At 65.9% G+C, this 20,194-nt stretch carries 21 protein-coding genes; 13 read left to right on the forward strand and 8 right to left on the reverse strand.

The window, feature by feature from the left end; all coding sequences use genetic code 11:
- Positions 1-134: 134 nt before the first annotated feature.
- Positions 135-497, reverse strand: a complete 363-nt coding sequence (locus KUV74_RS02825; RefSeq protein ID WP_045991015.1) for a RidA family protein — start codon at positions 495-497, stop codon at positions 135-137.
- Positions 498-737: 240 nt separating this feature from the next.
- On the opposite strand from KUV74_RS02825, the gene KUV74_RS02830 reads away from it, so the two are divergent.
- From KUV74_RS02830 to KUV74_RS02845, 4 genes are all read left to right on the forward strand, one after another.
- On the forward strand, positions 738-1,016 hold the full coding sequence (locus KUV74_RS02830; RefSeq protein WP_045991014.1) for a DUF2282 domain-containing protein: 279 nt from the start codon (positions 738-740) through the stop codon (positions 1,014-1,016).
- 81 nt (positions 1,017-1,097) lie between these two features.
- A complete protein-coding gene (locus tag KUV74_RS02835) occupies positions 1,098-2,090 on the forward strand; it encodes a DUF692 domain-containing protein (protein WP_261395033.1) in 993 nt (330 codons plus the stop codon).
- Positions 2,087-2,851 (forward strand): DNA-binding domain-containing protein, encoded by a 765-nt coding sequence (locus tag KUV74_RS02840; protein WP_052704196.1) that lies wholly within the window; start codon positions 2,087-2,089, stop codon positions 2,849-2,851. The genes KUV74_RS02835 and KUV74_RS02840 overlap by 4 nt, the downstream gene beginning before the upstream one ends.
- Positions 2,848-3,348 (forward strand): DoxX family protein, encoded by a 501-nt coding sequence (locus KUV74_RS02845; RefSeq protein ID WP_124802700.1) that lies wholly within the window; start codon positions 2,848-2,850, stop codon positions 3,346-3,348. The genes KUV74_RS02840 and KUV74_RS02845 overlap by 4 nt, the downstream gene beginning before the upstream one ends.
- Before the next feature lie 86 nt (positions 3,349-3,434).
- On the opposite strand, the gene KUV74_RS02850 is transcribed toward KUV74_RS02845, so the two are convergent.
- Positions 3,435-4,289 (reverse strand): universal stress protein, encoded by an 855-nt coding sequence (locus tag KUV74_RS02850; protein ID WP_222515587.1) that lies wholly within the window; start codon positions 4,287-4,289, stop codon positions 3,435-3,437.
- Positions 4,290-4,472: 183 nt separating this feature from the next.
- Positions 4,473-5,975: a SulP family inorganic anion transporter gene (locus KUV74_RS02855; RefSeq protein ID WP_045991010.1), complete on the reverse strand. Its 1,503-nt coding sequence runs from the start codon at positions 5,973-5,975 to the stop codon at positions 4,473-4,475.
- A gap of 315 nt (positions 5,976-6,290) precedes the next feature.
- Here KUV74_RS02855 and KUV74_RS02860 point away from each other — a divergent pair, with 315 nt between their 5' ends.
- From KUV74_RS02860 to KUV74_RS02895, 8 genes are all read left to right on the forward strand, one after another.
- Positions 6,291-7,391: an aminoglycoside phosphotransferase family protein gene (locus KUV74_RS02860; RefSeq protein WP_222515588.1), complete on the forward strand. Its 1,101-nt coding sequence runs from the start codon at positions 6,291-6,293 to the stop codon at positions 7,389-7,391.
- A gap of 91 nt (positions 7,392-7,482) precedes the next feature.
- Entirely contained in the window at positions 7,483-8,760 is a 1,278-nt protein-coding gene (locus tag KUV74_RS02865) for an ABC transporter substrate-binding protein (protein WP_222515589.1), read from the forward strand.
- Positions 8,747-10,456: an ABC transporter permease gene (locus KUV74_RS02870; RefSeq protein WP_222515590.1), complete on the forward strand. Its 1,710-nt coding sequence runs from the start codon at positions 8,747-8,749 to the stop codon at positions 10,454-10,456. Before KUV74_RS02865 ends, KUV74_RS02870 begins: the two co-directional genes overlap by 14 nt.
- A 27-nt stretch (positions 10,457-10,483) precedes the next feature.
- Entirely contained in the window at positions 10,484-11,227 is a 744-nt protein-coding gene (locus KUV74_RS02875) for an ATP-binding cassette domain-containing protein (RefSeq protein WP_108131365.1), read from the forward strand.
- Positions 11,214-11,927 carry a TIGR04283 family arsenosugar biosynthesis glycosyltransferase gene (locus tag KUV74_RS02880; protein ID WP_222515591.1) on the forward strand — a complete coding sequence of 238 codons (714 nt, stop codon included), beginning with the start codon at positions 11,214-11,216 and terminating at the stop codon, positions 11,925-11,927. Before KUV74_RS02875 ends, KUV74_RS02880 begins: the two co-directional genes overlap by 14 nt.
- Positions 11,917-12,621 carry a TIGR04282 family arsenosugar biosynthesis glycosyltransferase gene (locus KUV74_RS02885; RefSeq protein WP_222515592.1) on the forward strand — a complete coding sequence of 235 codons (705 nt, stop codon included), beginning with the start codon at positions 11,917-11,919 and terminating at the stop codon, positions 12,619-12,621. Before KUV74_RS02880 ends, KUV74_RS02885 begins: the two co-directional genes overlap by 11 nt.
- Positions 12,618-13,199, forward strand: a complete 582-nt coding sequence (locus tag KUV74_RS02890) for a sigma-70 family RNA polymerase sigma factor (RefSeq protein ID WP_045991008.1) — start codon at positions 12,618-12,620, stop codon at positions 13,197-13,199. The genes KUV74_RS02885 and KUV74_RS02890 overlap by 4 nt, the downstream gene beginning before the upstream one ends.
- Positions 13,196-13,486, forward strand: a complete 291-nt coding sequence (locus KUV74_RS02895) for a zf-HC2 domain-containing protein (protein ID WP_045991007.1) — start codon at positions 13,196-13,198, stop codon at positions 13,484-13,486. The genes KUV74_RS02890 and KUV74_RS02895 overlap by 4 nt, the downstream gene beginning before the upstream one ends.
- Before the next feature lie 256 nt (positions 13,487-13,742).
- Here the strand turns inward: KUV74_RS02895 and KUV74_RS02900 are convergent, their stop codons facing one another.
- Complete coding sequence (locus KUV74_RS02900) at positions 13,743-14,237, reverse strand: DUF302 domain-containing protein (protein WP_052704195.1); 495 nt, start codon at positions 14,235-14,237, stop codon at positions 13,743-13,745.
- 301 nt (positions 14,238-14,538) lie between these two features.
- On the opposite strand from KUV74_RS02900, the gene KUV74_RS02905 reads away from it, so the two are divergent.
- The gene (locus tag KUV74_RS02905) at positions 14,539-15,231 is read left to right on the forward strand and encodes a DUF3047 domain-containing protein (RefSeq protein WP_222515593.1); all 693 of its coding nucleotides are present in this window, start codon (positions 14,539-14,541) and stop codon (positions 15,229-15,231) included.
- Positions 15,232-15,233: 2 nt separating this feature from the next.
- Here KUV74_RS02905 and purU read toward each other — a convergent pair whose 3' ends face one another.
- The 4 genes from purU to KUV74_RS02925 are packed head-to-tail and all read right to left on the reverse strand — an operon-like array spanning position 15,234 to position 20,179.
- Positions 15,234-16,118: a formyltetrahydrofolate deformylase gene (purU, locus tag KUV74_RS02910; RefSeq protein ID WP_222515594.1), complete on the reverse strand. Its 885-nt coding sequence runs from the start codon at positions 16,116-16,118 to the stop codon at positions 15,234-15,236.
- A complete protein-coding gene (locus KUV74_RS02915) occupies positions 16,115-16,783 on the reverse strand; it encodes a sarcosine oxidase subunit gamma (RefSeq protein WP_222515595.1) in 669 nt (222 codons plus the stop codon). Before KUV74_RS02915 ends, purU begins: the two co-directional genes overlap by 4 nt.
- A complete protein-coding gene (locus KUV74_RS02920; RefSeq protein ID WP_222515596.1) occupies positions 16,776-19,817 on the reverse strand; it encodes a sarcosine oxidase subunit alpha family protein in 3,042 nt (1,013 codons plus the stop codon). Before KUV74_RS02920 ends, KUV74_RS02915 begins: the two co-directional genes overlap by 8 nt.
- Positions 19,814-20,179: a sarcosine oxidase subunit delta gene (locus KUV74_RS02925; protein WP_222515597.1), complete on the reverse strand. Its 366-nt coding sequence runs from the start codon at positions 20,177-20,179 to the stop codon at positions 19,814-19,816. The genes KUV74_RS02920 and KUV74_RS02925 overlap by 4 nt, the downstream gene beginning before the upstream one ends.
- Between the last annotated feature and the right edge of the window lie 15 nt (positions 20,180-20,194).

The raw sequence follows: 20,194 nt of genomic DNA on the forward strand, positions 1-20,194 counted from the left end.
CAGGCGTTTTATCCGGCGCACCCTGACGCCAGGACCAATGCCTCAAAAACAACACAAACGACAACGCCGGCCACGGGGCCGGCGTTGTTGTTCGAGCGGACGGCTATGTCAACGGCTAGGTCACTGGGGCACTGTTACAGGCCCTTGACGGCGGCGGTGACGGTGATCTCGACCTTCAGTTCCTTGGCCGGCATCGGCGCGCACACGCAGGTACGGGCGGGGGCGTGGCCTTCCGGCACCCAGGCGTCCCATACCGCGTTCATGGCGGCAAAGTCCTCACCGTTCTGCAGGTAGATGGTGGCGCTCAGCAGATGCTCGCGGTCGCTGCCCACCTCGGCCAGCAGCTCATCGACACGCTCCAGCATACTGGTGGTCTGGGCGGTGATATCCCCCTGGCGGGCGTCCGGTCCGGCGACCTGACCACACAGGTAGGCAACACCGTGGTGGATGACGGCGCGGCTCATGCGGGTCTTGGTGTCGTGACGCTGAATGCTCATCGCTCTCTCCAAAAAAGTCGGTATTTCTAAAAAATCTCGAAAAGACAGCCGATTCGACCACCTCTTCACCAGTGTCTTCTCTGCAACGTTAGACAGCCGCCCAATATAGCCAACTTCTCCCTGCGCCAGATAGTCCGTTGTCGCGCTTTTGCCTCTTTTGCGATGTCAGGTATCCCTCACCCCGGCGACATAGTCACGACAGTCCTGCTGTCGCCCAACCGTTTATATGAGGGTTTTCAAATGAAACGTTCCGTCATGATGGCCGCCGTGCTGTCCACCGCCCTGGCGCAAGCCGGCGCCATCGCCACCGTCCAGGCCGCCGATGGCGACATGGAAAAGTGTTACGGCGTCGCCCTGGCCGGAGAGAACGACTGCAAGGCAGGGCCAGGCACCACCTGCGCCGGCACCTCTACTGTCGACTACCAGGGCAACGCCTGGACCCTGGTCCCGGAAGGCACCTGTACCGATATCGAAACGCCCCACGGCAATGGCAGCCTGAGCGAGGTCGAGCGCCCCTGAGCCAGAGCACTGACGCCACGGGGAGGCTACGGCCTTCCCGTGACGTTCACACGCCAAGCCTCAAGCCATAGCGAATCGCCCATGCCCTCTTCCCTGTCATCCAGCCATCCACGCGAGTCGCTCGAGACGCCCGTCTCGGCGTCCTTGCCAGCGCCACAGCCAATGGCGGCCAATGCGGTCGGTATCGGCCTCAAGTTTCAGCATATGCAGGCGCTGGTCCATCTGGCTCACTCGGCCCAGTCGGCTCACGTGCCCCAGGCCCCGGACTTTCTCGAACTACACGCCGAGAACTACATGAACGCCGGCGGCCCCCTTCAGGATCGACTCGATGAACTGGCACGCTGCTACCCGCTCTCGGTCCACGGCGTCGGCCTGTCGCTGGGCAGTGCCGAGGGCATCGACCCGGCCCACCTGGAGCGTCTTGCACGCCTGGTCGATCACCTGAACCCCGCGCTGGTCTCCGAGCACCTGGCCTGGAGCCGTCTCGATGGCCACAGCTACAACGACCTGCTGCCAGTGCCGCTGACCGAGGAATCGCTGCGCGTCCTCGGCGACAATATCGCACGCACCCAAGACCGTCTCGGCCGCCGCCTGCTGGTGGAGAACCCGAGCCTCTACGTCAGCCTCGACAATCGCTTCAGCGAGACCGAGTTCCTCCAGCGGCTGGTGGACACGACCGGCTGTGGGCTGCTGTTCGACGTCAACAACGCCTATATCAGCGCCGCCAATCTGGGACGCGACCTGGATGCCTATCTGGACGAGGTGCCCTGGGCCGCCGTCGGCGAATGGCACCTGGCCGGCCACAGTCTCGATGCCGCCGGCGAGCTGTACATCGACGACCATGGCAGCGCCGTCAGTGAGCCGGTGTGGCAGCGCTACCGCCAGGTGCTCGCCCGGCGTCCCGGCCTGCCCACTTTGATCGAGTGGGACAACCGGGTGCCGACGCTAGAGCGCTGGATGCAGGAGGTCGACCTGGCACGCCAGCATCAGCATGCTGCCCATGGCCCCGGCGCCGATGCGAGCACCGCCCTGGCAGCCAGCGCCTCGGCGCGAGACACAGGGAGAGCGCCATGAGCGGCCTGCTCGATTGGCAGCGTAGCTTCATCGATGCCATGCATCGCCCCCAGGCGACGCCACCACAGCTTGGTCACAAGGCCGGGCTCGACGTCTACCGCAACAATATTCGCTCAAGCCTGATCGAGGCCCTGAAGGAAGCCTTTCCCCATACCCTGACCCTGCTGGGCGAGGGCTGCTTCAGCGCCGAGGCCGCGAGTTTCGTGGCCACAAGCCCCCCCGACGATCCCCGCCTGAGCCGCTATGGCCAGGGCTTCGCCGACGCTCTGGCGCGCGCACCGGCGCTTGCGCCCTATCGCTTCGTCGCCGATATCGCGCGACTCGAGCACGCCCGGCTTCAGGTCAGTCACGCAGCCGAGGCAGTGCCGCTGGAGGCGTCCGATATCGGCGCCGTCCTTGACGACCAGCGGCTCGTCCAGGCCCGGCCGGCCAGCCGGACCATCCGTTGCCAACATGACGTCGAAGCCCTGTGGCAGGCGCTGGAGAGCGGAGAGGGTGGCGCCCCCCTGGGCGAGCGAGGCGCCGGCCACTGGCTGGTGATCCGCTCGGGTCGCCAGGTCAGGCTTAGGCCACTCGATGCGGCAAGCGCAGCGTTGTACGGCTTGCTGGACACACCGACCTCGCTGTCCCAGGCGCTGAGCGAACTGGCCGACAGCGGCGTGGCAGAGGATGCGCTCGGCCACGCTCTGGGCACCCTGGTCGGCCATGGCGCGCTCGCGGTACCGGACCCCGCCCCCACTTTGTTACGAGGCACCCCATGACACCGATGACAAACCTGCTGGACACCTACTACGGGCGACTCTGCCCCTGGCTAGAGCGTCGTTCGCTGGACCTGGTGCTGGCGTTGATGCGCTTGGTGCTCGGCGCCGTGTTCTTTCTGTCGGCGCTGACCAAGGTGGAGGGATTCGGTATCGCCGACAGCACCTTCTTCCTGTTCGAGCACGAATACGCCCTGCCGTTGATTTCACCGGTGCTGGCCGCCTACCTGGCAACACTCGCCGAGTTCTCGTTGTCGCTGCTGCTGTGGGCGGGGCTTGCCACACGACTGGCGGCCTTCGGGCTGTTGATCATGACCCTGGTGATCCAGACCTTCGTCTATCCCGAGGCCTGGGTCACCCACGGACTCTGGGCGGCGAGCCTCGCCACCCTGATCCTGCGCGGCGGCGGCTGTCTCTCGCTGGAGTGGCTGCTATGCAGGATGAAAGGCAAAGGTCGCGAACCGGTGACGCGGCAGCAGGACCGCGCCGACGACGCATAGACGCATAGACGCAAAAAAGAAACGACCCGCCGCCGAACAGGATTCGGCGGCGGGTCGATGTCGATGTCGATGTCGGCTCAGCCTCGTCAGCGCAGCAGCAGCACCGGCAGCGAGGTGCGCCTGAGCACACTGGTGGTGGTGCTGCCCACCAGCAGATGACGAATCCGCGAGTGGCCATAGGCTCCCATCACCACCATCTCGATGGCGTGGTCCTTCTGGTAGGCGCGCAGGGTCTCCTCGACCTCTCCGGCGCGAATCTCGCCCTGGGCCTCGTGACCGGCGCCCTTGAGGCTGTCCAGCGCCCACTCCAGCTGGGTGCGGTTATCACCGGTATCGGCGCCGACCATCACCACGTGACAGGCGATCCCCTTGAATAGCGGGCTCCTGGCCAGCAGCTCGACGCCCTTGCGGGTGGTCTTGCTGCCATCGAAGGCGATCATCACCCGAGTCGGCGGCGTAAAGCTCTCCGGTACCATCAGAATCGGCCGATGCAGACCGCGGACCACCCGCTCGAGATTCGAGCCCAGGTGCTCGCTGGCCTGCTGGGCGCTCTCGCCCCGCTTGCCGATCACCAGCAGGCGGATCTCGTCTTCCAGCTCCAGTAGTGTCTCCACCAGGGTGCCGTTGCGCTGTCGGCAATGCAGGTCATCAACACCACTGGCGCTGGCGCGATCCTTGGCCGCCTTGAGCATCAGGCGGCCGTGCTCCTGGGCGACCTTGGCCCGCCGCTCATCGAGACAGGCCAGCTCCTCGAGCAGGTGCTCCCTGGCGCCGAGTCCCAGGTTACCGGACAGATCGGCCTCGGCGGTCTGGGGGTGGTTATCCACCACGTGAAGAAACGTCAGCGGCGCATCGAGGGCCTGACTGGCCCAGGCGGCAGAGTCGCAGACCCCTTCGGAAAACGGGGACCCGTCGATGGCGGCCATCACCTGTTCTGTCATGAAATCGTCCTGCCTGGCGTTGGGGGCGAACGCGCGTCCTCGGACGTCGCGTTCCATCGATTGTGGCCTTGTCGTCGCGCCCGAGCGGGGCGCGACCCTCAGACCTGTTGTCTAGCCCGATCCGGGTGTTACCTCCAGTTCTACACCAACTGGCACACACCCGTCACATCTTCGGCGCCTGCCTCAGTGACCACCCATCAGCTTTTCCACCGCCGCCGGGTTATCGTGGATGGCGTAGCGATCGACGATGGTGGCGCTGGCCTCGTTGAGCCCGATCAGCTCGACGTCGGTGCCCTCACGGCGGAACTTGATCACCACCATGTCCAGCGCCTGGACCGCGGTGATGTCCCAGAAGTGGGCACGTGACAGGTCGATGACCACCTTCTCGACGCTTTCCTTGAAGTCGAAGGCGGCGGAGAAACGCTGAGACGAGGCGAAGAACACCTGGCCGACCACGCGGTAGCGCCGTCCCTTGCCGAGCTCCTCTTGCTGTTCCAGTTCGTCACTGGCGATGTACAGGAAGTTGCCGACCTTGTTGGCGAAGTTGAGCGCGGCGATCAGCACACCGACGAACACACCGATCGCCAGGTTGTGGGTCCACACCACCACCGCCACGGTGGCGATCATCACCACATTGGTGGACATCGGGTGCTTCTTGAGGTCGCGCAGCGAGCTCCAGCTGAAGGTACCGATGGACACCATGATCATCACCGCCACCAGCGCCGCCATGGGGATGCGCGAGACCCAGTCCGACAGGAACACCACCATCAGCAGCAGGAAGACCCCCGCCAGCAGGGTAGACAGGCGTCCACGACCGCCAGACTTGATGTTGATCACCGACTGGCCAATCATCGCGCAGCCCGCCATGCCGCCAAGCAGACCGGTACCGATGTTGGCCAGACCCTGGCCCTTGCACTCGCGGTTCTTGTCGCTGGAGGTATCGGTCAGATCGTCGACGATAGTGGCGGTCATCATCGATTCGAGCAGACCGACCACGGTCAGCATGACCGCATAGGGGAAGATGATGCCAAGGGTCTCGAGATTCAGCGGCACGTCAGGCCACAGGAACATCGGCAGGGTATCGGGCAGCTCGCCCATGTCACCGACGGTGCGGATGTCCATGCCGGTCGCCAGGTAGACGCCGGTCAGCACCAGGATGCACACCAGCGGGGACGGCAGCAGCTTGCCGATCCTGGGCACGTAGGGGAACAGATAGATGATGCCGAGACCCGCCGCGGTCATCGCGTAGACGTGCCAGGTGACGTTGGTCAGCTCGGGCAGCTGGGCCATGAAGATCAGGATCGCCAGGGCGTTGACGAAGCCGGTCACCACCGAGCGCGAGACGAAACGCATCAGATCGGCCAGGCGCAGATAGCCGGCGATGATCTGCAGTACCCCGGTCAGCAGGGTCGCGGCCAGCAGATATTGAAGTCCGTGCTCCTTGACCAGGGTCACCATCAACAGTGCCATGGCGCCGGTGGCGGCAGAGATCATCCCCGGCCGGCCCCCGGCGAAGGCGATGATCACCGCCATGGAGAAGGAGGCGTAGAGGCCAATCTTGGGATCGACACCTGCGATGATGGAGAAGGCGATGGCCTCCGGAATCAACGCCAGGGCCACGACGATGCCGGACAGCACGTCGCCCCTAATATTGGAAAACCAGTCTTGCTTGATCGATCGCATCATGAGGCGGTCCAGGGGGAGTGGTTGTGAGATATCGCGACAAGCGGCCCAGGGCCGACCGTTTCTCCACGACAGCAGCGCACCGGGAGGCGTTAGCCTGGCGCTGTCATGATGTAGTGGAGACACGGGAAGGGGCGCAGTTTACCAGAACCACCTGAGCAAGGCGACGCTGCTACCCAGCCTGTCTTTGCCTTGTCGCCGCCTTGTCGCCACCCCGGTCTCGATCCGGCCAAGTCCGCCCGGTGGCATCTTCTTAAAAAAATGTGTAAGGATCGTTGCCCCCTGCCGACTCAGCAGACTACGTCCAAGGAACGCGACATGGAGCGATGCGTCTCGACGCCACCGTCATCGCGAACGGAGAGCCCATCGCCGGGCCCGCCGCTGATAGCGCTTGAGCATAGTCTCGCGCGCCATGGGAGGCCTCTGTCCGGGCATCGACTGGAACCGCTGGCCGATACCGGCCTGGCCCACTGGCATGTGCGCCTGGCCGGCGGCAGTGACAAGGGCGGCTGGCTGGCACGGTTGCCCAAGCAGAGCCAGATGGGGCTGGACGCGGCGTCCAACCTGGCCTATCAGGTCGCCTGCTTTGACCGCGCCCAGGCCAGTGGCCATACACCCAGACTCGATGACTGGCTGCCCTGCGACGACCTGCTGCCCAGAGGCGCGCTGGTGGTGGAGGCCATCGATGGCCGTCCCGCCAGCCTGCCCTCGGACCTGCCGGCCTTGACCTCGGCCCTGGCCAGCCTGCACCGGTTGCCGCTGCCCGATCAACGCGCCCCCCTGGCCTCACCGGTGGATCCCTGGCGAGAGATGCTCGACGAGATCGCCACCCAGGCCCGCTTTCTCCCCGGGGCCGGGCTATCTCGCACCAGCACGACCCTGATCGAACAGGCGCTGGCACAGCTCCCGCAGAGACTTCGCATCGCCGACGACGAGATTCGCCTGATCAGCTTCGATGCTCACCCCGGCAACTTTCTGATCACGCCTCACGGACGCGCCGTACTGGTGGATCTGGAAAAGTGCCGCTATTCGCTACCCGGCTTCGACCTGGCCCACCTGAGCCTTTACACCTCCACCACCTGGGACCTCAACAGCCGCGCGGTGCTGTTCGTCGAGGATCTGGTGGCGCTGTATCGGCGCTGGCAGGAACTGATGGCCGAAGACGGCCATCACAGCGACTGGTCGACGCTGATCACCTGTCGTCGCGCCATGTGGCTATGGTCGCTGACCTGGTGTGCCAAATGGCGTGCCCAGCAGCGCCGCCAGGTCGACAGGCAGCACAGTGGTGAAGACTGGTCGGCACAGCTAAGCGACCATGCCTTGATCGCCCATGTGGCCGACCGCGTCGATCACTACCTCTCGGCCCCCATCATCAGGCGTGTCGCCGACGAACTCGAGGAACTCGCCCGTGCCGGCTGACGCTCCCGGCTCTGTCCGGCCCTGCCCGGTTCTATCCAACCCTGTCCGGCTCTATCCAACCCTGCCTATCCATCGTCACAAGGACGCGACCATGACCACGCCTTTTTCCTGTAGACGCCCGTTTGCCGACCTCCGCTTGACCTGGCTTCCCGGTGGCGCCTTCGTCCTCACCGCCCTGGCTGCCCTGGGGCTAGGCTCGCCCGCCTGGGCCCAGGATACGTCCACGCCTCTGAACCAGCCGTGGCAGGAGATCGAGCAGCAGGCCAGGGGGCAGACGGTCTACTTCAACGCCTGGGGCGGTGACCCCAACGTCAATGGCTATCTCGACTGGGTCGCCGGCGAGCTCGAACAGCGCCACGACATCGACCTGGTCCACGTCAAGCTCGACGACACCGCCGCTGCGGTCTCCCGGGTACTGGCCGAGAAGTCCGCCGGCAACCTCGACGAGGGCGCCATCGACCTGATCTGGATCAACGGCGAGAACTTCGCCGCGATGAAGGCCAATGATCTGCTGCTCGGGCCCTTTGCCCAGCGGCTGCCGAACTTCGCGCTGACCTCGCCGGACGCCAATCCCGAGATGACCACCGACTTCACCGTCCCCACCGAGGGATTCGAGTCACCCTGGGGCAAGGCCCAGCTGACCTTCTACTACGACAGCGAGCGTGTCGAGGCGCCGCCGACCAGCATGACCGAGCTGCTCGACTGGACCGAGCAGCATCCCGGGCGCTTCACCTATCCACTGGTCCCGGACTTCCACGGTTCCACCTTTCTCAAGCAGGCGCTTATCGCACTGATCGACGACCCGGCGGTGCTTGCCCGCCCCGTCGGCGAAGCCGACGCCGAAGCGGCCATGGCACCGCTGTGGGACTATCTCGACGCCCTGCACCCCCATCTGTGGCGCCAGGGGCGGGACTTCCCCGCTTCAGGGCCTGCGCTCAGAAGCCTGATGGGTGACGGCGAACTGTCGCTGGCCTTTACCTTCAACCCCGCCGAGCCTGCCGCTGCGGTCAACAACTACCAACTGCCTCCCTCGATTCGCAGCTATGTGCTCGACGGCGGGACCATCGGCAACGTTCACTTTGTCACCATCCCGTTCAACGCCAGCCACCAGGCCGGCGCCATGGTCACCGCCAACTTCCTGCTCTCGCCCGAGGCCCAGGCGCGCAAGCAACAACTGGATGTCTGGGGCGACCCCAGCGTGCTCGATCTCGCGCGCCTGAATGAGGCCGAGCGTCAGGCATTGACGCCCATGGATGACCAGCCAGCGCGACTGGCGCCACAGGCCCTGCAACAGACCCTGCCCGAGCCGCACCCGAGCTGGATGGAAGCGGTAGAGGCGGCCTGGCTCGAGCGCTATGGCAGCCGCTGATACCTCGACCTTCTCCCGCCTGGTGGGGCTGGCGCCGGCGCTGACGGTACTGCTGCTGGTGGCCCCGGTGGTGGCCGGCCTGGCAGGCGCTGCGGCGCCGGCCTTCGGCTGGCTGCCGGTGCTCGGTGGAGAGCAGCTGAGCCTGGCGCCCTGGGTGAGCCTGGCGAACACCCCCGGGCTTTTCGAGATGCTGGTGCTCAGCTTCACCACTGGCCTGATCAGCACCGCCCTGGCCCTGACCATCGTGGTGCTGTTTCTCGGTGCCTTCGCCGACAGCGCCGCCTTTGTCTGGCTCAAGCGCCTGCTGTCGCCACTGCTGGCGGTGCCCCACGCCGCCGCCGCCATCGGTCTGGCCTTTCTGCTGGCGCCCTCGGGCCTGGCCATGCGCCTGGTCTCCCCGGCCTTGAGCGGTCACGCCACGCCTCCTGACTACCTGTTCCCCGGTGATCCCTTTGGCCTTGCGCTGATCGCCGGACTGGTGGTCAAGGAAGTCCCCTTTCTGCTGCTGATGAGTCTATCGGCGCTGCCTCAGTGCCAGGCCGACGATCGTCGGCACCTGGCACTGTCGCTGGGTTATTCGCCGGTGACCGCCTTTCTCAAGGCGGTACTGCCGAGCCTGTACCCGCTGATTCGGCTACCGGTCTATGCGGTCATCGCCTTTGCCTCGTCCAATGTCGATGTGGCCATGATCCTGGGCCCGTCCACCCCACCGACCCTGGCGGTCAGCGTGGTCCGCTGGCTTGGTGATCCCGACCTGTCGATGCGCTTCATGGCCTCCGCCGCAGCGCTGAGCCAGCTCGGCATCACGCTGCTGGCACTGGCCTGCTGGTGGTGCCTGGAACAGGCCGTACGCTGGTGCGCCACGCCACGCCTGACCGACGGCCGACGCAACAGCGGTCAACGCCTCGGCAGCCTGCTGGGCGGCGGTCTGACCTGGCTCAGCGTCACCCTGCTCGGTGCCAGTCTGCTGGGGCTGACGCTGTGGTCGCTGGCGGCCTTCTGGCCCTTTCCCTCGGCCTGGCCCACGCCCCTGACCCTGGCCAACTGGGGTCGTGCGCTGCCAGGCCTGCTGCCGGCCGCCCTCGATACCCTGTGGCTGGCGCTGGCCGCCACCGCTCTCGCGACCATCCTGGTGATCGGCTGTCTCGAGAGCGAAGCGCTCAATCACCGCAGCATGGGAGCGAGCGCCACCCTGGTGCTCTACCTGCCGCTGCTGGTGCCACCGGTCGCCTTTCTCTACGGTCTGGTGCAACTTCAGGCGCAGCTATCGGTGGCACCGGGCTTCATGGTGGTGGTACTGGGGCACTGTCTGTTCGTGCTGCCCTACGTCTTTCTGTCACTGGCCGAGAGCTACCGGCGGCTTGACCCCCGCTGGGCCCAGGTCGCCGCAGGTCTCGGCCATGGCCCGGCCGCCGCCTTTGTGCGCGTTCGCCTGCCGCTGCTGCTGGCCCCCATCGCCACCGCCGCCGCCGTGGGGGTCGCCGTCAGCGTCGGCCAGTATCTGCCGACGTTGCTGCTGGGGGCCGGACGCCTGACCACCCTGACCACCGAGGCGGTATCGCTTGCCTCCGGGGGGGATCGTCGCCTGACAGCGGTCTATGCCCTGGCCCAGCTACTCTTGCCGGCACTCGGTTTCGCCCTCGCCATCGGCTTGCCGCGCGTACTGCATCGCCACCGACGCGCCCTGCTGACCTGAACCGCCTCAACGCCATCCGAGCCCACCATGTCACAGACACCAGACACACGATGCCACCTTCCCCCCACGTCTCCAGCGAACCCGACAGGCGCACTGGTCTTCGATCGGGTCGTGATCTCGCTGGACGGTGCCCCCCTGGTATCACTGAATGCTCAGGTCGCCCCCGGCGAGGTGGTCAGCGTCATGGGGCCTTCCGGTGTCGGCAAGTCCACCCTGCTGGCCTACGCTGCGGGCTTTCTCGCCCCCGCCTTTGACGCCCAGGGCGAGGTGCGCCTCGGCGACAGGCGAGTCACCGACCTGCCTGCCTCGGCCCGCCGACTCGGTCTGCTGTTCCAGGATGCGCTGCTGTTTCCCCACCTCAGCGTCGCCGGCAACCTGGCCTTCGGCATGCCGTCGTCTGCCAGCCGACGCGAGCGCCGCGAGGCCATCGAAGAGGCCCTGGCGGATATCGGTCTTGCGGGATTCGGTGAGCGTGATCCGGCAACGCTGTCCGGCGGCCAGCGCGCTCGCGTCGCGCTGATGCGCACCCTGCTGTCGCGTCCCCAGGCGATGCTGCTGGACGAGCCCTTCTCCAAGCTCGACGCCGCACTCCGCCAGGAGATGCGTGACCTGGTCTTCCAGCGCATCCGCGACCATCGTCTTCCGGCGCTGCTGGTCACCCACGACAGGGCAGACGCCGAGGCAGCGGCGGGTCCGATCGTCGAACTGGCGGCCGCCACCGAAGCCCCCGCCGGGGCCGCCTGGCAGGGTGCCCGCCGTGCCTCTCGCTGAACCAGGCTCCCCGACCGTCGCACCACGTCTGTGTGTGGTCATTCCCGTCCTCGATGAGGCAGCGACCATCGTCGCGGGTCTTGAGCGGCTATCCGAATGGCGCCAGCAGGGCGTCGAGGTGATCGTCGTCGATGGTGGCAGCGAAGACGATACCCAGGCGCTTGCCCGTCCCCTGGCCGACCGGGTCATCGATGCCCCCCGCGGCAGGGCGCGCCAGATGAACCAGGGCGCCGCTGCGGCGAGTGCGCCGTCCTTGCTGTTTCTGCACGCCGACACTCGACTGCCCGCGGCGGCCATGCCGGCGATACTGAAGGCGCTGGAGAAACGCCATTGGGGGCGCTTCGACGTGCGCATCCTGGGCCGCTCAAGCTGGTTATCATTGATCGCCGCCTGCATGAACCTGCGCTCACGCCTGACCGGCATCGCCACCGGCGATCAGGCGATGTTCATGCGTCGCAGCGCCTTCGACGCCGTCGGTGGCTTCCCCGACCAGCCGTTGATGGAAGACATCGAAATGTCCAAGCGCCTCAAGCGGCTGTCGCCGCCCGCCTGCCTTGGCTTCAAGGTGCTCACCGACGGTCGCCGCTGGGAGCAGGGTGGCGTGCTGACGACGATATTGCTGATGTGGCGACTGCGCTTTCGCTATTGGCGTGGGGCCGATCCCGTTCGCCTGGCCGAGGAGTATCGCCATGTGCGTTGATCACGATAGCGACGGGCTGGCTGGCAGCCTTGGCCAGGTGCGTGGCAATAATCAGCGTCGTGATCACCACGAGGATGGCCTGAAGCTGGCCATCCTGGCCAAGGCGCCGATCCCCGGCCAGGCCAAGACGCGGATGATCCCCGCCCTCGGCGCCGAAGGCGCCGCTCGTCTCCAGCACAGACTGATCGAGTACACCCTGAAGACGGCGCTGGAGACGACGTCCGCGCGCAACATCACGCTGTGGACGGCGCTTGAGCACGACCATCCGTGCTTTGTCGATATCCGCCAGCGGTTCGGCGTGACGCTGAGACCACAGCCTGAAGGCGACCTGGGGGTGCGCATGCACGCGGCGCTGTGCTCGGCAGGTGGCCCGAGCCTTCTAATCGGCACAGATTGCCCGATATTGGATAAGACATTACTAAAAACTTGTCATAAACGGCTTAAAGACGCAGATAGCGTCTTTCTTCCGGCCGAGGACGGCGGCTATGCTCTGGTTGGAGTTCGTCGCCCCGATCCCCGTCTCTTCCGAGGAATCGACTGGGGCACGTCCAGCGTCATGTCCCAGACGCGCACACGTCTTGCGGAGCTTTTGTGGACGCTGGAGTGTCCAACGACCGTATGGGACCTGGATACGCCCCAGGACCTGGCTCGCCTCGCCGACATGGAAGCCCTCGCCCTGGAGATTCTGCCGTGACCCAAGAAACGCTCACCGACCGCCACAAGAAACTCGCCGCCGTGCGCCCCCGCCTGGTGTCTTTCGCCCGCATGCACCTGCGCGATCATGCCGCCGCCGAGGACGCCGTGCAGGAAGCCATGATCGCCGCCATCGAGAAGAACGACAGCTTTTCGGGGCGCTCCGGCTACGAAACCTGGGTATTCGGCATCCTCAAGTACAAGCTGCTCGACCAGATGCGCCAGCAGAAGCGTCATGGTCGCTGGGAGCCCTTCGATGAAGAGCACAGCGACGACGCCATCGACCGCATGTTTCAACAGGATGGGCACTGGGCCGCCGACGCCAAGCCCCAGGCATGGAGCACCCCGGAGCAAGCGTTCGAGAACGAAAATTTCTGGAAAGTATTCGACGCTTGTATGCTGAGTCTTCCAGAAAACGTGGCTCGCGTTTTCTCCCTGCGCGAATTGATGGGCCTTTCCACCGACGATATTTGTAAGGAAGTGGGCATCAAGGAAAACAACGCTTGGGTGATCCTGCATCGGGCTCGCCTCAAGCTTCGCGCTTGCATTGAAAAGGGATGGAAGGAGGACGCGGCATGATGATGTGCAAGGCCGCTACGCGGCTGATGTCAAAGCAGTTGGATGCCCCCCTGACGGCCAGGGAGCGTATTTCGCTGCGGTTTCACTTGATGTTGTGCTCGGCCTGTCGCAACTGCGAAAAGCAGTTCGGCATGCTGCACCGGGTCGGCAATGCCTATAACGGCACAATTGATAAACCCCAGGACGGTACGTCCCCTGGCGCGACTACCGACAACGTCGCCAGTGATCAGGACCTGCTGAAGGTAAAGGAAGCGATGGCCGAGGCGGAGACCCGTCGCCAGAACTGAAGGACTCGGCTGACGGACTTGGCGCAAGGACCTCGACTGCCAGACCTCGACTGCCCTACCTCGAGGGAAGCATCTCGCTGGTCGACCCACCATTCTGCCTCCCCCTGGCGGGCCACCAAGGCAGCCCGCCGACGGGGCGCCAGTTACCCCCCACCTGAGTCAGCCTCAAGCGATTGCGTGCCAGATCCCCGGTAAAGAGGTCCCGAGCCGGACCCGGTGAGCAAGGCTCGGGAGATGCCTGGGCAAGACCAGGCCATCATTGCTGGCCCGCTGCCTCCCGCGCCAGCCCGGTAAGGGCCTCGGCGATCTTGTCCACGGGCAGCTCGCAGTCCTGCAGGCCGTGGCGCTCCACCAGGTAGTGAGGGTCGTTCCACTCGATCACCAGGTGATCATCCTGCTGGCGAACCAGCATCTTCTGGGGAAGATCCAGCGCGACACTACCCTCGCACTGCATCAGTCGAGTGCCCACCTCGGGCTTGCCGAAGATGTAGGTGCGTGTCGCTGGCAATTCCAGCTCCACCCCGGCGGCGTTGGCCTGGTGGTCCACGCTTGCCATCAGTCCCATTCCCCGTTTTTCCAGCCCCTCCTTGAAGCGAGATTCCACCGCCTCCAGGCTATCGGTCGACGTCAGACTGGCGATACCGCTGTCGCTCACCTCGACCTCGCCCTGCGCCCAGGCCATGGTCGCCATCGATCCTGCCAGCACGCTGCCCAGGCACAGGGTGAACATCTTGCGATAGCACTGCTTCATGATGGAGCTTCCTTTCCAGGTCAATGTGCCTACAGCATGGTCGCCGGTCCCCGACCACCACAAGGGGAAATCTCTCACAATCCGGGTTGACGCTGTGTAAGGTTCAACGCCGGGGCGACGACCCAGCACCCATAGCCGACGCGACTGGGCATAGTGCGCACAACTGCAGCTACACGATGTGCGCACAGGCGATGGTCGCCCACACGATTTGCAGCTGGTGGTTTACATAGCTCATATCATTCACGTCGTTTCAGCCACTTTCCCGATTGCCAATTGCCGATTGCCGATAACAGGAGCCTGCATGGCCCGGATTCTTCCCCTTCGCCACCTCGCTGCCCCACCGCCGCGTCCCCTGACCTGCGCCCTTGTCTCGGCTGCGGTCCTGATGGCCTCCTGCGCCCAGGCCCAGACCTTCAGCCCGCGCGCCATGCTCGACTGGCCAACCAAGTCCTTCGCCGGCGAAACGGCCTACCGACTGGTCGAGCGCGATGGCGTCAGCGTGCTCGAAGCGCGCTCCCGGGGGCAGGCTTCGGCCCGCTATCTGGAGCGCGACATCGACCTCGGCGAGACGCCCTACCTGCGCTGGTGCTGGCAGGTATCCGGGGTCTATTCCGGGGTCGACGAACGCACAGAGAGTGGCGACGACTATCCCGCCCGGGTCTACGTAGCCAGACGCACCGGCCTTCTGCCCTGGCAGGTGGAGTCGGTCAACTATGTGTGGTCATCGAATCAGTCGGCAGGCACCAGCTGGCCCAACGCCTTTACCGATCGTGCCGTCCTGCTGGCGCTGCAAAGCGGAGGTGCCAAGGCTGGTCAGTGGGTCGGCGAGGTGCGCGACGTGGCCGCCGACTACCGTCGACTGTTCGGCGCGAGCCCCGACGGCGTCGATGGCCTGGCGCTGATGAGCGATGGCGACAACGCCGGAGGCGACGCCACCGCCTGGTTCAGCAAGATGGAGTTCAGCGCCTCGTCGTCGCCGCCTGTCTGTCCCTGACATCAGCGCTGGAAGACCACCGTGCGCGAGCCGTTGAGAAACACCCGACGCTGCAGGTGCAGGGTGACCGCCCGGGCCAGGGTGATGCACTCGATATCACGCCCCCGGGCCACCAGGTCCTCGGCGGTATCGGCGTGGGTGACCGGCTCCACCCCCTGGGTAATGATCGGGCCTTCGTCCAGGTCATCGTTGATGTAGTGGGCGGTCGCCCCAACCAGCTTGACGCCCTTCTCGAAGGCCTGGTGGTAGGGCTTGGCGCCCTTGAAGCCAGGCAGCAGCGAGTGATGGATATTGATCGCTCGACCGGCCAGGCGTTCGCTCATCTCGCTCGACAGCACCTGCATGTAGCGCGCCAGGATCACCAGCTCCGCGCCACTGTCCTCGACGATCCGCCACACCTCGGCCTCCTGCTCGGCCTTGGTGTCGGCGCTGATCGGCAGATGGTGATAAGGCAGCCCGTGCCACTCGGCCAGCGGCGCCAGATCAGGGTGGTTGGACACCACCGCCTTGATGGCCACCGGAAGCTGGCCGGTGCGATAGCGATAGAGCAGGTCGTTGAGGCAGTGATCGGCCTTGGAGACCATGATCACCACCGGCGTGAGGCGCTCTGGTGAGGTCAGCTCGAATGCCATGGAGAACGGCGCCGCCCGCTCGGCAAAGCCCGCCTCGAAGGCGCCTGCATCGAGCTCGCCCTCCTCGGGAGGGCGAAACTCGGTGCGGATGAAGAAACGACAGGAGCTGCTGTCGTCAAAGGACTGCTGCTCGGTGATGTAGCAGCCCTGCTCGCGCAGAAAGCGGGTGACCACGTCCACGGTGCCAAGACGACTCGGGCACTGGGCGGTCAGGATCCAGTGGGTCGTGCGCACGGCGCTCACGCTGATCGTCATGTCGTCTCCCCGCCGGTGACGTCACGCTCGACGCCGATGGCGAACTCCTCACCGGCATCGAGCAACCAACGATAAACGTAGTCGGCGAAACTGCGCCGCACCACCAGCTCCCAGCGTCGCTCGTCGGGGCGACGCAGGATGACGCTGGTCTTGGCCAGCACCGTGGTCACCCCCTTGCCCACCGCAAAGTGGCGTGGGTGGACGTCGTAGACCACCGACTTCATCAACAGCTCGCGCAGGGCCTGGTCCTCACCGGTCAGCTCGATCACCGTCTGACCGGCGCTGACGTCGGAGAAGGCCACGCTGGCGTCGCCCAGGGCGCTGCGCAGCGCCGTCTCCACGCGAAAGGCGTCACCCTGGGGCAGCACGGCAAGCCACTCGTCGGGACTTAGCCACTGCAGCGAAGCCCTCTCTCCCTGACTGAGTTCCAGCGGACGCGCCGGCAACGACAGCCCCAGCACCGCGCGCACCGCCTCGTCGAGCACGATGGCACCACCGCGCAGGATCAGATGGTCGTGCTGGCGTTCGCGCATCACTACCCGCGAGTGGGTGCCGGGCGCCGGGCAGCCGACGTGCTCAAACGACCAGGCCAGCGGCGACTCCAGGGGGATGCCTTCGTCCGGGAAGGCATCAAAGGTACGGGCACGTGCATTGGCGTTAGACATTCTGGCGCTCCCCCTTGGGGTCGAGGAAGATGGTGGAAACGATCTCGGCCTCGTGGACCTTGCCGTCGACACAGGGTAGATAGACGGTCTCGCCCATCCGCTGGTGGCCACCCTTGACCACCGCCAGGGCGAAGCCGGTTTCGAGCGTCGGGCTGTAGTAGCTCGAGGTCACGTGGCCGACCATCGGCATGGGAATCGGATGGTCAGGGTCGAGCACGATCTGGGCGCCCTCCTCCAGCACCACCGACGGATCCCGGGGCTTCAGCCCCACCAGCTGCTTGCGATCCTGGCGCGCGGTGTCGCTGCGGGTCAGCGCCCGCTGGCCGACCCAGGAGAATGGCTTGTCGTAGCCCACCGCCCACTGCATGCCCAGATCCTCCGGGGTCACCGAACCGTCGGTGTCCTGACCTGCGATGATGAAGCCCTTCTCGGCACGCAGCACGTGCATGGTCTCGGTACCGTAGGGCGTCAGGTCGTACTTCTCGCCGTGGGTGAACAGCGCCTTCCACACGTGCATGGCAGCGTGTGCCTGGACGTTGATCTCGTAGGCCAGCTCGCCGGTGAAGGAGATCCGGAACACCCGTGCCGGCACCCCGGCCACCTTGCCCTCACGCCAGTCCATGAAGCGAAACGCCTCGCGATCCAGATCGATGCCCTCGGCGAGCTCGCTCATCAGCTCCCGCGCCCTGGGGCCGGTGACGGTCATGGTGGCCCAGTGGTCGGTGACCGAGGTAAAGCTCACGTCGAGCTCCGGCCACTCGGTCTGGTGCCACAGCTCCAGCCACTCGAGCACTCCCGCGGCGCCACCGGTGGTGGTGGTCATCAGGAAGTGATCCTCGGCCAGACAACTGGTGGTGCCGTCATCCATGACCATGCCGTCGTCCTTGCACATCAAGCCGTAGCGCACCTTGCCCACGCCCAGCTTGGCCCACTTGTTGGTGTAGATGCGGCCGAGAAACTCGCGGGCGTCCGGCCCCTGGATATCGATCTTGCCCAGGGTCGAAGCGTCGAGGATGCCGACGCCTTCGCGCACCGCGCGGCACTCGCGCATCACCGCCTCGTGCAGGGTCTCGCGCTTGCCGTTGACGGTCCTAGGGAAGTACCAGGGCCGCTTCCACTGGCCCACGTCCTCGAACTCGGCGCCCTGCCCGACGTGCCACTGGTGCAGCGCGCTGTAGCGCTCGGGATCGAACAACGCACCGCAGTGGCGACCGACGATGGCTCCGAAGGTGACCGGGGTATAGTTGGGCCGGAACACGGTGGTGCCGACCTCGGGAATCGAACGCCCCAGGCAGCGCGCGGCGATGGCCATGCCGTTGATGTTGCCAAGCTTGCCCTGATCGGTACCGAAGCCCATGGCGGTGTAGCGCTTGACGTGCTCGATGGACTCGAAGCCTTCCCGGGTGGCAAGCTCGATCCCGGCGGCGGTGACGTCGTTCTGCAGGTCGACGAACTGCTTGGGCGCCCGCAGGGTCGGCTTTTCGTGGGGCACCTGGAACAGCGCCACCGCCGCACCGTCGCGCCGCGAGGCTACCGCCGGCAGTATAAGCTCGGCACCCTCGAAGCCAGCCTGGCTCGCCGCCTCGAGGCCGGCGTCGCGACCTTCCGCCAGCACCTCGGCCAGGCCAAAGGTGCCGCCGGCGGCACCGGCCGCCAACATGCCCCGGGGCAGGTTGGGCACGAAGGCGATCAGGTCGTCGCGCCAGCTCGGCCGCGTTCCGGTATGGGAGGCCAGGTGAATCACCGGACTGAAGCCACCGGAACTGGCCAGCGTGTCGCAGTCGAGCGTCTCGCTGGCGCCGGTGACGCGAAAGGCGTCGATATCGATGGCGGCGACCCGCACCGAGGTGACCCGCTGCTCGCCCCTGGCCTCGACCACGGCAGAGCCCGGCAGAATGCGGATACCGCGCGCCCGGGCGACCTCGACCAGTTCACCGTCGGGGGCGGGACGGGCGTCGGCCACCGCCACCACCTCGCGGCCGGCATCCAGCCAGTCGAGCGCGGCACGGTAGCCGTCGTCGTTGCTGGTGGAGACCACCAGCCGCTTGCCCGGCACCACTCCGTAACGGCGGATGTAGGTGGACACCGCCGAGCACAGCAGATTGCCCGGCACGTCATTGCCGGCGTAGACCAGCGGACGCTCATGGGCCCCAGTGGCCAGCACGACGCGCGCGGCGCGCACCCGATGCAGGCGCGAGCGCGACTGACGGTGACCCTCCACTCGAGGTGCGCAGTGGGCCAGGTGCTCGCTTCGTCGCTCGTGCAGGGTGACGAAGTTGTGGTCGTGGTAGCCGTTGGCGGTGGTGCGCGGCAGCAGCGTCACCTCGGGGTTGGCAGCAAGCTCCTCGAGCACCTCCTCGACCCACTGCAACGCCGGACGATCGTCCAGCAATTCCTGCCCGTCCAGCAGCGAGCCGCCAAAGCGCTCCTGCTCGTCACACAGGATCACCCGGGCGCCGCTGCGCGAGGCGGCCAGGGCGGCAACCAGTCCCGCAGGCCCTGCCCCGATCACCAGCACCTCACAGTGGCGATTGATGTGGTAGTAGATGTCCGGATCGCGCTCCAGCGGGCTGCGCCCCAGCCCCGCGCTCTTGCGGATATAGCGCTCGTAGGTCATCCACAGCGAGGCCGGCGCCATGAAGGTCTTGTAGTAGAAGCCGGGGGGCATCAGCTTGCCGCCAAGCTTGCCGATGGTCCCCATCAGGTCGCGCTGGACGTTGGGCCAGCCGTTGGTGGAGCGCGCCGTCAGCCCCTCGAACAGGGCCTGCTGGGTGGCGCGCACATTGGGCACCTGCTCGGCTTCGGCCTGGCCGAGCTGGACCACCGCATTGGGCTCCTCGGCACCGGCGGCGACGATGCCGCGGGGACGCGAGTACTTGAAACTGCGATTGACCACGTCCACCCCGTTGGCCAGCAGCGCTGAGGCCAGGGTGTCCCCGTGAAAGCCGGTGTACTCCTTGCCATTGAAGGTAAAGCGCAGGGGCGTGCTGCGGTCGATCAGTCCCCCTGTGTCGAGGCGATTGGGCTGGCTCATGCGCGAACCTCCTGGGCGGCGGTGGCGGTATCGCTGTCGTCAAGGGACTCAGGCGCTGACGCCACCACCCCGTCGGGGTTGTCCCGGGTAAAGCGCGGTCGCTCGCCGATGCGATAGGTCTCGAGGATTTCGTAGCTCTGGGTGTGCCGCGTCACGTTGAAGAACTTGCGACAGCCCACCGCATGGACCCACAGCTCGTGGTGGATGCCGCGGGGGTTATCGCGGAAGAACAGGTAGTCGCCCCACTGCTCGTCGGAGCAGCCGGCCGGATCCTCGGGGCGTGCGATGTGCGCCTGCCCCCTGGGATGAAACTCCTCTTCCTCGCGCCACTCGTCACAGTAGGGACAATGGATATGGAACATGGAAACCTCCTGAAA

The organism is Halomonas sp. DP1Y21-3 (genome assembly GCF_019801245.1).
GTDB classification, from domain to species: Bacteria; Pseudomonadota; Gammaproteobacteria; order Pseudomonadales; family Halomonadaceae; genus Halomonas; species Halomonas litopenaei.